At 61.0% G+C, this 11,024-nt stretch carries 10 protein-coding genes; 5 read left to right on the top strand and 5 right to left on the bottom strand.

The genetic code is table 11. The annotated features are described in order from the left end of the window. Window positions 1–10: 10 nt before the first annotated feature. Window positions 11–373 carry a cupin domain-containing protein gene (locus tag B7L09_RS18100; protein WP_094469989.1) on the bottom strand — a complete coding sequence of 121 codons (363 nt, stop codon included), beginning with the start codon at window positions 371–373 and terminating at the stop codon, window positions 11–13. A 237-nt stretch (window positions 374–610) separates the two neighbouring features. On the opposite strand from B7L09_RS18100, the gene B7L09_RS18105 reads away from it, so the two are divergent. Both B7L09_RS18105 and B7L09_RS18110 read left to right on the top strand, forming a co-directional pair. Then, on the top strand, window positions 611–2,104 hold the full coding sequence (locus tag B7L09_RS18105) for an aldehyde dehydrogenase (RefSeq protein ID WP_094469990.1): 1,494 nt from the start codon (window positions 611–613) through the stop codon (window positions 2,102–2,104). A gap of 154 nt (window positions 2,105–2,258) precedes the next feature. Next, the gene (locus B7L09_RS18110; protein ID WP_094469991.1) at window positions 2,259–3,404 is read left to right on the top strand and encodes an MFS transporter; all 1,146 of its coding nucleotides are present in this window, start codon (window positions 2,259–2,261) and stop codon (window positions 3,402–3,404) included. A 167-nt stretch (window positions 3,405–3,571) separates the two neighbouring features. On the opposite strand, the gene B7L09_RS18115 is transcribed toward B7L09_RS18110, so the two are convergent. Beyond that, on the bottom strand, window positions 3,572–5,140 hold the full coding sequence (locus B7L09_RS18115) for a phospholipase D family protein (RefSeq protein ID WP_094469992.1): 1,569 nt from the start codon (window positions 5,138–5,140) through the stop codon (window positions 3,572–3,574). A 60-nt stretch (window positions 5,141–5,200) separates the two neighbouring features. Further along, window positions 5,201–6,634: an aminotransferase-like domain-containing protein gene (locus B7L09_RS18120; protein WP_094469993.1), complete on the bottom strand. Its 1,434-nt coding sequence runs from the start codon at window positions 6,632–6,634 to the stop codon at window positions 5,201–5,203. Between the two features lie 179 nt (window positions 6,635–6,813). On the opposite strand from B7L09_RS18120, the gene B7L09_RS18125 reads away from it, so the two are divergent. Further along, window positions 6,814–7,059 carry a DUF1127 domain-containing protein gene (locus B7L09_RS18125; protein ID WP_094469994.1) on the top strand — a complete coding sequence of 82 codons (246 nt, stop codon included), beginning with the start codon at window positions 6,814–6,816 and terminating at the stop codon, window positions 7,057–7,059. A gap of 143 nt (window positions 7,060–7,202) precedes the next feature. Here the strand turns inward: B7L09_RS18125 and B7L09_RS18130 are convergent, their stop codons facing one another. Next, window positions 7,203–8,495: an NAD(P)/FAD-dependent oxidoreductase gene (locus tag B7L09_RS18130; protein ID WP_094469995.1), complete on the bottom strand. Its 1,293-nt coding sequence runs from the start codon at window positions 8,493–8,495 to the stop codon at window positions 7,203–7,205. Between the two features lie 147 nt (window positions 8,496–8,642). Between B7L09_RS18130 and B7L09_RS18135 the strand changes: the two genes are divergently transcribed. Continuing rightward, window positions 8,643–8,996, top strand: a complete 354-nt coding sequence (locus tag B7L09_RS18135) for a YkgJ family cysteine cluster protein (protein ID WP_094469996.1) — start codon at window positions 8,643–8,645, stop codon at window positions 8,994–8,996. A 128-nt stretch (window positions 8,997–9,124) separates the two neighbouring features. Here the strand turns inward: B7L09_RS18135 and B7L09_RS18140 are convergent, their stop codons facing one another. Further along, the gene (locus B7L09_RS18140) at window positions 9,125–9,613 is read right to left on the bottom strand and encodes an Lrp/AsnC ligand binding domain-containing protein (protein WP_094469997.1); all 489 of its coding nucleotides are present in this window, start codon (window positions 9,611–9,613) and stop codon (window positions 9,125–9,127) included. A gap of 157 nt (window positions 9,614–9,770) precedes the next feature. Between B7L09_RS18140 and dadA the strand changes: the two genes are divergently transcribed. Beyond that, on the top strand, window positions 9,771–11,024 hold a 1,254-nt coding region (gene dadA, locus B7L09_RS18145; RefSeq protein WP_094469998.1), incomplete at its 3' end, for a D-amino acid dehydrogenase.

Here is an 11,024-nt window from a genome sequence, read left to right on the forward strand (position 1 = left end):
AAGCTCGTTCTCAGGCNTTCTGTTCGAACGCCACATAAATCTTGCGGCACGTTTCCAGCACTTCCCAGGTGCCCCGGAACCCGGCCGGGATCACGAAGCGATCACCCGCGCGCACGGTCTTGCTGTTGCCGTCGTTGTCGCGCAGCACTGAAACGCCCTGAACGATTTCGCAGTATTCATGCTCAGTGAAGTTCACATGCCACTGGCCGACCGCGCCTTCCCACACACCCGCATTCAACTGGCCGCAAGGGCTGTTGTAATGGTTGTAGANCGCTTGTTCGGGGTCGCCCTTGAGGACTTTTGCCGGGTCCGGCCGATAGCGATCGGGTTGGGTGGTGGCCTGGCTGAAGTCGACGATATCCTGGATGCTCATTGTTGTTATCCCCCGTGATTGCGGCGCGATGGCTGGAAAGTCCAAAGTCTATGTTTATTAAAATGAACATCGCAAGGCCGTTTGACCGCCATGTGTCAAATATATTGAAACATCNCCTGCCGCTGGTTTAGGGTGGCGGTTGCCTTGGGCCGAAAAATCAGGCTGGCTGGGCAGAATTCCTGACAGCGTCTGCGAAGATCGCGGGGCGCTCGTATTCAATAAGAGGAGGACACTCGTATGACCACCCTGACTCGTGCCGATTGGGAGCAACGGGCTCGCGATCTGAAGATCGAAGGCCGCGCCTACATCAATGGCGAATACACCGATGCCGTCTCCAGCGAGACCTTCGAATGCATCAGCCCGGTCGATGGCCGCCTGCTGGCCACCGTTGCGAGCTGTGACGTCGCCGACGCCCAGCGTGCCGTCGAGAATGCCCGCGCCACGTTCAATTCCGGCGTCTGGTCGCGCTTGGCGCCAACCAAACGCAAAGCCACCATGATCCGTTTCGCCGCGTTGCTNAAGGANAATGCCGAAGAGCTCGCGCTGCTTGAAACCCTGGACATGGGCAAGCCGATCACCGACTCCCTGGAAATTGACGTGCCTGGCGCAGCCAATGCGCTGAGCTGGAGCGGCGAGGCTATCGACAAGATCTACGACGAAGTTGCCGCCACCCCGCATGATCAACTGGGTCTGGTGACTCGCGAGCCGGTCGGTGTTGTCGGCGCGATCGTGCCGTGGAACTTCCCGTTGATGATGGCCTGCTGGAAACTCGGCCCGGCGCTGTCCACCGGTAACTCGGTGATCCTCAAGCCATCGGAAAAATCGCCGCTGACGGCTATTCGCATTGCTGCGCTGGCCGTCGAAGCCGGCATTCCGAAAGGCGTGCTCAACGTCCTGCCAGGTTACGGTCACACCGTCGGCAAGGCTCTGGCGCTGCACATGGACGTCGACACCCTGGTGTTCACCGGTTCCACCAAGATTGCCAAGCAACTGTTGATTCGCTCCGGCGAGTCGAACATGAAGCGCGTGTGGCTGGAAGCCGGCGGCAAGAGCCCGAACATCGTGTTTGCCGATGCGCCGGATTTGCAAGCCGCTGCCGAATCCGCCGCTGGCGCCATCGCCTTCAACCAGGGCGAAGTGTGCACCGCCGGTTCGCGCCTGCTGGTGGAGCGTTCGATCAAGGACACCTTCCTGCCGCTGGTGATTGAGGCCCTCAAGGGCTGGAAGCCGGGCAACCCGCTGGACCCGGCGACTAACGTCGGCGCACTGGTGGACACCCAGCAGATGAACACCGTGCTGTCGTACATCGAAGCCGGCCACGCCGACGGCGCCAAACTGGTCGCGGGCGGCAAGCGCACGCTGGAAGAAACCGGCGGNACCTACGTTGAGCCGACGATTTTCGACGGCGTGACCAATGCGATGAAAATCGCTCAGGAAGAGATCTTTGGCCCAGTGTTGTCGGTGATCGCATTCGACACCGCCGAAGAAGCCGTAGCGATTGCCAACGACACCCAATACGGCCTGGCCGCAGCGGTATGGACGGCGGACATCTCCAAGGCGCACCTGACCGCCAAGGCCCTGCGCGCCGGTAGCGTGTGGGTCAACCAATACGATGGTGGTGACATGACCGCGCCGTTCGGTGGCTTCAAGCAATCGGGCAATGGCCGCGACAAGTCGCTGCACGCGTTCGACAAATACACCGAGCTGAAGGCGACCTGGATCAAGTTGTAAGCACCACACAACGAAGATCCCCTGTGGGAGCGAGCTTGCTCGCGATAGCGGTCTGACAGTCGACGTCAATGTTGAATGTGAAACTGCTATCGCGAGCAAGCTCGCTCCCACAGTGTTTTGTGCTGTACATAAAATATCCACAGGAGCGTGGAACATGCGTTGGGCGACTTATTTCGCCGTGTTGGCTTCGGTACTCAGCGTCGGCCTGGCCCTGGGCGTCAGCATGCCGCTGGTGTCCCTGCGCCTCGAAGGCTGGGGCTACGGCAGTTTCGCCATTGGTGTGATGGCAGCCATGCCGGCCTTCGGCGTGCTGCTGGGGGCGAAGGTCTCCAGTCGCATGGCCTCATGGCTTGGCACGGCCAACCTCATGCGCCTGTGTCTGTGGGCTGGAGCGGTGTCCATCGGCTTGCTGGCGCTGTTGCCGAGCTATCCGGTGTGGTTGGTGTTGCGNCTGATGATCGGGGTGATCCTGACCATCGTGTTTATCCTCGGCGAAAGCTGGATCAACCAGTTGGTGGTGGAGCAATGGCGCGGGCGTCTGGTAGCGCTGTATGGCAGCAGTTATGCGCTGAGTCAGCTGGCTGGGCCGCTGCTGCTGGGTGTTTTGGGCACCGAACACGATTACGGCTTCTGGGTCGGCGTCGGCTTGCTCATGGCCGCGCCGCTCCTGTTGCTGGGCCGCAGCGGCGCACCGTCCAGTGAGGCTGCCAGTGTGACGTTTGGCGACTTGTGGGGCTTCTGCCGTGGCTTGCCGGCGATTGCCTGGGCGGTGTCGCTGTTCGCGGCGTTTGAAGCGATGATTCTGACCTTGTTGCCGGTGTATTGCCTGCGTCAGGGTTTCACCACGGAAATCGCGCTGGCGATGGTCAGCACCGTGGTGGTGGGTGATGCCTTGCTGCAACTGCCGATTGGCGCACTGGCGGATCGTTTGTCGCGACGCACGCTGTTCACCGGATGTGCAGCAGTGTTGCTGATCTCGAGCCTGGCGATCCCGTTGCTCATCGATACCTTGCTGATCTGGCCGTTGTGGGTGCTGTTTGGCGCCAGCGCCGGGGGATTGTTCACCTTGTCACTGATCCTGATCGGCGAACGCTATCGCGACGACGCGCTGGTGCGCGCCAACGCTCACGTGGCGCAGTTGTGGGGCATCGGTTGCCTGATCGGGCCGCTGGTGGCCGGTGCGGGCAGCCAGTGGATCAATGGGCATGCATTGCCGTTGTTGATGGCGGCGGGAGCGTTCGGGTTGGTGATTCTGTTGATGCGTCAGGGCGCGTTTGGCACGGTGGCCGAGCCTGCTTAGGGCCAAGCTTCCGGCCAGCCACGTTCACCTGTGGGAGCGAGCTTGCTCGCGATAGCGGACTGACAGTCGACGTTTGCTCGCGATAGCGGACTGACAGTCGACGTCAATGTTGAATGTGAATCTGCTATCGCGAGCAAGCTCGCTCCCACAGGGATGTTCGTCTTCTGTCAAAGCATCCGCTCCAGGCCGACCGCTGTGCTGAACCAGGAATTGAAGCGGCGCCATAGACTCCCCGGCTCCTTGGTCAGCGTGTGCATCTTGCCGTCGTCTTCCGTCTCCCAGACGATCCGGTCATTCTCCAGTTTCACCTGATAGCTCAAGGTCGGCGCCATACCCTCCATGGCCGCTTTGCGCACATGCGCGGCGAGTTCGGGGCTGTCCACCAGCACGCCGACCTCGGTGTTCCACAGCACCGAGCGCGGGTCGAAGTTGAACGAGCCAATAAACGACTTCTNCTGGTCGAAGATCATCGCCTTGCTGTGCAGGCTGGAATCGGAACCCCGGAAGGACTTGCTGTAGAAAATATGCGGCCCGCTGCCGCCGCCTTCGCCGGGCTGGCGGCGCAGCTCGTAGAGTTTCACGCCGTGTTCCAGCAAAGCCTTGCGATAAGGCGCGTAGCCGCCATGCACGGCCGGCACGTCCGTGGCCTCCAGAGAATTGGTCAGCAGGCTCACCGACACCCCGGCGTCGGCCCGCCCGGTGAGGTAGACCAGCCCCGGCTGCCCCGGTACGAAGTAAGCCGAGATCATGATCAGCTCTTTGCTGACGCCCGTAAGCTCCGGTGCCAGTTGCGTGGTCAGCAGCAAGTGGGGGTCTGGGTCAGCTTCGGCCAACACCTTGCTCGGCGCATCCCACAATGCCTGGTTCCACGCCCAGATCAGCTCGCGGCGCCAGATGTCCAGGCGTGGCTTGGTGGTGTAAGTCATCAACTGCTGATACAGCGCGTGATTCTGTTTGCGGGTTTCTTCCAGCGATTCTTCCAGGCGTGTGCGGGTGTTCTGCAGGTCCTTTTGCGTCGGTTTGCTCGACAGGAATTCGTCGATCGGTTTGCTCAGCGCGCTGTTCCAGTACTGGTCGAAGCTGTGGCCAAGCTGCTCGGCCACCGGCCCGACGCCGAGCATGTCGATGTCGGTGAAATTCAGGTTGGGCTCGGCATCGAAGTATTCGTCTCCCAGGTTGCGGCCGCCGACGATGGCCGCGCTGTTATCCGCCAGCCACAGCTTGTTGTGCATGCGCCGGTGTTGCAGTGACAGGTTGAACAAGCGGCCCATGGTGCGCGTCACGCCNGTGGCACGGCCCAGGTGCAGCGGGTTGAACAGGCGAACCTGGATCTGTGGGTGGGCGGCGAGGGTCGCGATGACGTGGTCGAGGCCGTCGCTGGTGGTGTCATCGAGCAGAATCCTCACCCGCACGCCGCGATCCGCAGCCTTGAGCAACTCGTCCACCAGCATCCGCGTGCTGATGCCGTCGTGCACGATGTAGTACTGCAGGTCGAGGCTGCTTTGGGCATTGCGGATCAATTCGGCGCGGGCCATGAAGGCTTCGCTGCTATTGGGCAGCAGGCGAAAGCCTGAGCGTCCCTGATATGGCGCGGCCTGGGCCTGGATTGAGCGGCCGAATGACGAGTCGCTGGCGGGCAGCGCCTGGCTCGGTTCGCGTTGAACGTCGAGGTTGGCGCAACCGCCCAGGAACGAGGCGAATAACAGAAGAGCGAGCAGGGGCTGTCTGACTCTCACGTGAGAACGTTCCGATTGGCGGCAAAGGTCGGCATATGGACGCTGGATTCCTGAGAAAGGTCAGTCAGTGATGTGATCCGTTTCTGCCAGCAGTTTGATCGCTGCGGCGCCGACCTTGCGCACGGCTTCTTCGATCAGCGGTGTTGGCTTGGCAGCGTAGTTCATCCGCAGGCAGTTGCGGTACTTGCCCGAGGCGGAAAAGATGCTGCCGACGGCAATCTGTACGCCTTGATCGTGCAGCGCGCGATTCAGTTTCAGGGTGTCGAAGCCGTCCGGCAGCTCAACCCACAACATGAAGCTGCCTTGCGGGCGGCTGGCGCGGGTGCCGGCGGGGAAATAGCGCGTGACCCAGTCGATCATCAGGTCCCGACTGCGTTGGTATTGCGTGCGCATCCGCCGCAAATGCGGTTCGAAATGCCCGGNTTTGAGGAATTCGGCAATGGCGATCTGCGGCTGTGTCGCCGTGGAGCCAGTGCTGATGTATTTCATGTGCAGCACCCGTTCCAGGTAACGGCCGGGTGCAACCCAGCCGATGCGCAAACCGGGCGCCAGGGTTTTCGAGAACGAGCTGCAAAGGAGTACGCGGCCATCTTCGTCAAAGGACTTGATCGTGCGCGGGCGCGGGTAGCTGTAGGAAAGTTCGCCATACACATCGTCTTCGATAATCGCCACGTCGAAACGCTGTGCGAGCGTCAACAACGCGCGTTTGCGCGATTCCGGCATGATGTAGCCCAACGGGTTGTTGCAGTTGGGNGTCAACTGTATGGCCTTGATCGGCCATTGCTCCAACGCCAGTTCGAGCGCGTCGAGGCTGATCCCGGTGATCGGGTCGGTAGGGATTTCCAAGGCTTTCATGCCCAGGCCCTTGAGGGTCTGCATGGCGCCGTGAAAGCTTGGCGAGTCCACCGCCACAATATCCCCCGGCTCGCAGATGGCGCGAATGCTGGTGGACAGCGCTTCGTGGCAACCGGTGGTCACCACCAGGTCATGGGCGGTCAATTGGCAACCGGAATCGAGCATCAGGCGGGCAATTTGCTCGCGCAGTTCGAGGGTGCCATAGATGTTGTCGTAATACAGGCCGGGCATGTCCTGGCGGCGGCTGATGCGCGCCAGGTTGCGCAGCAACGGTTTCATGGTCGGCGTGGTGATGTCTGGCATGCCGCGACCCAGTTGCACGACGTCCTTGCGCGGGACGGCGCGGATCAGCTCCAGCACCTGATCCCACTGGGAAATATCGACTGGGCGCTGGGCCGGGCGGCCAATAGCCGGCAGCTCCGGCAGGTCGCGACCTACCGGCACAAAGTAACCGGATTTGGGTTTGGGTGTCGCCAGCCCACTGTCTTCCAGCACCCGATACGCTTGCTGCACCGTGCTCAGGCTGACCCCGTGCTCGACACTCAACGCTCGTACCGAAGGCAAGCGATCGCCGGGGCGATAGAAGCCCTGCTCTATACGGGTGCCGAGCAATTCGGCGAGGTTGACGTAAAGGGTCATGGCGCAGTCTCGGTGTGAGTGATTCGATTAACCAATACAGATCGGGCGAAATTATAGGATTCAGACGCTAAATCGATAAATCTGTATGGAGTTAATACAGTCTTGTTGAATCTGTAATGCTTTTCGCCGTCCGCGCATCATGAAAGCTCTGGCTACCCAAGTAAACAGGAGCAATCAAAATGAACGGCTTGAGCGATGTGCGGCTGACGATACACAGTCAGGAACTGGCGGCGGGGCAAATCAACGGTGCACGCGAGGCGGTCATGCGCAACGCACCGTCCGGCCTGAGTCGCTGGGGTCTGTTCTGGCATCGCCTGCACACGCGCAAGGCGTTGCTGGTGCTCACGCCGGAGCAGCTCAGGGATGTCGGGCTGAGTCAGGAGCAGGCGCGGGAGGAGGGGCTGAAGCCTTTCTGGCGGATTTGAGTGTTGCGGTGTTCTTGCGGGCCTCTTCGCGGGCAAGCCCGCTCCCACAGGGTTGAGTGGTGAACACAAATTTTGTGGACACCGAAGACCCTTGTGGGAGCGGGCTTGCCCGCAAAGACGTCGGTACAGGCACTGAAAATCTTTCAGACCAACTCTTTGAGCCGATGCCACAACATCCCCAACGCCAGCAACGGCGAGCGCAAATGCTTCCCGCCCGGGAAGGTGATATGCGGCACCTTGGCAAACAGATCAAACCCGCCCCCCTGTTGCCCGCTGATTGCCTCGGCCAACAACTTGCCCGCCAGGTGCGTGGCATTCACCCCATGCCCGGAGTAAGCCTGGGCGTAATACACATTCAGTTGATCGGCCAATCGGCCGATCTGCGGCAGACGGTTGGCGCCGATGCCGATCATGCCGCCCCACTGGTAGTCGATCTTTACGTCGCCCAGTTGCGGGAACACCTTGAGCATCTTCGGNCGCATNTACGCGCCAATGTCCTTCGGGTCGCGGCCCGAATAATGGCAGGCACCGCCAAACAGCAAGCGTCGATCCGCCGAGAGTCGGTAGTAATCCAAAGCCACCCGTTGATCGCAGACCGCCATGTTCTGCGGCAGGAGCGAGTGCGCCAGTTCTTCACTCAACGGTTCGGTGGCAATGATGTAGCTGCCGGCGGGCAGCACTTTGCCGCTGAGCTGCGGGTTGAGTTGGTTGAGGTAGGCGTTGCAGCCCAGCACCAGCGTCTTGGCGCGAACCGAGCCTTGGGCGGTATGGACTTTGACCTCGGGGCCATAATCGATACGGGTCACCGCCGAATTTTCGAACAGCTTTGCTCCCAACTGTTGCGCGGCGGCCGCTTCGCCCAGCGCCAGGTTAAGCGGGTGAAGATGGCCCGAACCCATGTCGATCAAGCCGCCGACGTAGCGGTCCGAACCCACCACGCTGTGCATTTCATTGAGTTGCAGCAGCCGGGTTTCGTAGCGGTAGCCAAGGCTGCGCAGCTCTTCGGCGTCTTCGGCGAAACCTTCTAGGTCGCGAGGCTTGTTCGCCAGGTCGCAGTAACCCCAGGTCAGGTCGCAGGGGATTTGATAGCGCTCGACGCGCTGGCGGACGATTTCCACCGCTTCCAGGCCCATGAGTTTCATCTGGCGCACGCCTTCCGCACCGATCACGTCGGTGAACTGATCGAGGCCATGACCGACGCCACGAATCAACTGCCCGCCATTGCGCCCGCTGGCACCCCAGCCGATCTTGTGTGCTTCCAGCAGCACCACGCTGAAGCCACGTTCGGCCAGCTCAATCGCCGTGTTCAACCCGGAAAACCCGCCGCCGACCACGCACACGTCCGCCACCAGATCGCCTTGCAGCGCCGGATGATCGGGCTGCGGCAGGCTGTTGGCGGCGTAGTAAGAGGCAGTGTGCTGGGCACGGGCATTCATGTGAGCGTCCCTGATTCGTGTGTCTATAAAATTTGACGGAGCATAAGCCGGACCTTCCGGCACGGGCAACACTGGTCGGTTCGTGCTGTCTGGATCAGGGCTTTTGCGTCAGAATCCCGGTCTATTCCGCTTTGGGTCACCGCTTCGATGAGCTGCAACAGCCAGAAAATCCGCACGCTTCGCCAGCAGATTCCCTCGTTCGAGTGCGTGCCCGGCTGCCATGACTGCTGTGGGCCGGTGACCACCTCGCCGGAAGAAATGTCCCGCCTGCCGCGCAAGACTGCTGCCGAGCAGGACGCGGCCATGGACGAGCTGAACTGTGTGCACCTTGGGCCGAATGGCTGCACGGTGTATGACGAGCGTCCGCTGATCTGCCGCTTGTTTGGTACCACCAAGACCTTGCCGTGCCCGAATGGGCGAGGGCCGGTGGAGCTGATTCATCCGCGGGTTGAGAAGCAGATTCATGAGTACATGGCCTCCACCAGGCAAGTGCTGGTTTAAGCCGCGGCAATTACTCCAACAAATCCGAGTCGACGCAATCGCGGGCAAGCCCGCTCCCACAGGGTTAGCGGTGAACCTGTGGGAGCGGGCTTGCCCGCGATGAGGCTCTGAAACGCTCCGCAAAAACATCAATCCGGAATCGGCAGGCACAAACTCTCCTTCACTTCCTCCATCACGATGTAGCTCTTCGATTCCCGCACATGCGGCAGCTTGAGCAAGATGTCGCCCAGCAGCTTGCGGTAGGAAGCCATCTCGGAAATCCGCGCCTTCACCANGTAGTCGAAATCNCCTGAGACCAGGTGGCACTCCAGCACATGGGGCAGTTTGAGTACGGCGCGGCGGAACTCTTCNAAAGTATCGCCGGATTTGTAGTCGAGGCTGATCTCGACGAACACCAGGAGACTACCCTTGAGGTGCTGCGGATTGAGCCGGGCGTTGTAGCCCATGATGATCCCTTCGCGCTCCAGCCGCCTGACCCGTTCGGTACACGGCGTGGTCGAGAGTCCGACCTTTTCCCCAAGCTCGGTGAAGGAAATGCGCCCGTCGGTTTGCAGGATGCGCAGGATATTGCGGTCGATCTTGTCCAGCTCCCGTTTGGTCTGGGTGTTGGTACGCATAGGGGATACGCCTCTGTGAAAAGGGTTTTTGCCGAGAATTGTCGCCAAATATAGGCAGTTATATAGTGAAAAGCACTGCCTAATCTTTTTTACACTGCGCACATCAGTGCTCTACAACTACAAACGTCAGCGGCAAGCCGCGATGAGGGATATGAAAATGCGCGTTCTGGTCTTGGGTAGCGGCGTCATTGGTGTGACCAGTGCGTACTATTTGGCGCGGGCCGGCTTCGAAGTCGTTGTGGTCGACCGTCAGCCCGCCGCTGCCATGGAAACCAGTTTCGCCAACGCCGGCCAGGTATCCCCGGGTTATGCCTCGCCATGGGCCGCCCCGGGCGTGCCGCTCAAGGCGATCAAATGGCTGCTGCAACGCCACGCACCGTTGGCGATCAAAGCCACTGCCGATATCGATCAATACCTGTGGATGGCGCAGATGCTGCGCAACTGCACCACCAGCCGCTATGCCGTGAACAAGGAGCGCATGGTTCGCCTGTCCGAGTACAGCCGCGACTGCCTCGACGAGCTGCGCGCCGAGACCGGCATCGCCTATGAAGGCCGCAGCCTCGGTACGACCCAACTGTTCCGCACCCAGGCTCAACTGGACGGCGCCGCGAAAGACATCGCCGTACTGAAAGAGTCCGGCGTGCCGTTCGAACTGCTCGACCGCGCCGGCATTGCCCGCGTTGAGCCGGCCCTGGCCAGCGTCACCGACATCCTCGCCGGTGCCCTGCGCCTGCCGAACGACCAGACTGGCGATTGCCAGATGTTCACCGTTCGACTGGCCGAAATGGCTGTGAAACTGGGCGTGGAGTTCCGTTTCGGTCAGGACATTCAAAAACTCGACTACGCCGGTGATCGCATCAACGGCGTGTGGATCGACGGCAAGCTTGAAACCGCCGACCGCTACGTGCTGGCACTCGGCAGCTATTCGCCGCAATTGCTCAAGCCGCTGGGTATCAAGGCCCCGGTGTATCCGCTCAAGGGTTACTCGCTGACCGTGCCGATCACCAACCCGGCGATGGCGCCGACGTCGACCATTCTCGACGAGACCTACAAGGTCGCGATCACCCGTTTCGACAACCGCATCCGCGTCGGCGGCATGGCTGAGATAGCCGGTTTTGACCTGTCGCTGAACCCACGTCGACGCGAAACCCTGGAGATGATCGTCAACGACCTTTATCCTCAGGGCGGTGATTTGACCGAAGCCACTTTCTGGACCGGCCTGCGTCCGACCACCCCGGACGGCACGCCGATCGTTGGCGCCACCCCGTTCAGCAACCTGTTCCTGAACACCGGTCACGGCACGCTCGGCTGGACCATGGCGTGCGGCTCCGGCCGTTTGCTGGCCGATCTGATGGCAAAGAAAACGCCGCAGATCAGCGCCGAAGGCCTCGATATTTCCCGTTACGGCAAC

This window comes from Pseudomonas mandelii (genome assembly GCF_002251635.1).
In the GTDB taxonomy this organism is placed as follows: domain Bacteria; phylum Pseudomonadota; class Gammaproteobacteria; order Pseudomonadales; family Pseudomonadaceae; genus Aquipseudomonas; species Aquipseudomonas mandelii_B.

Coding starts and splice junctions, on each gene's coding strand:
- B7L09_RS18125 (WP_094469994.1), top strand. CDS start 6,814: ATGAACGGCTTGAGCGATGTGCGGCTGACGATACACAGTCAGGAACTG.
- B7L09_RS18135 (WP_094469996.1), top strand. CDS start 8,643: ATGAGCTGCAACAGCCAGAAAATCCGCACGCTTCGCCAGCAGATTCCC.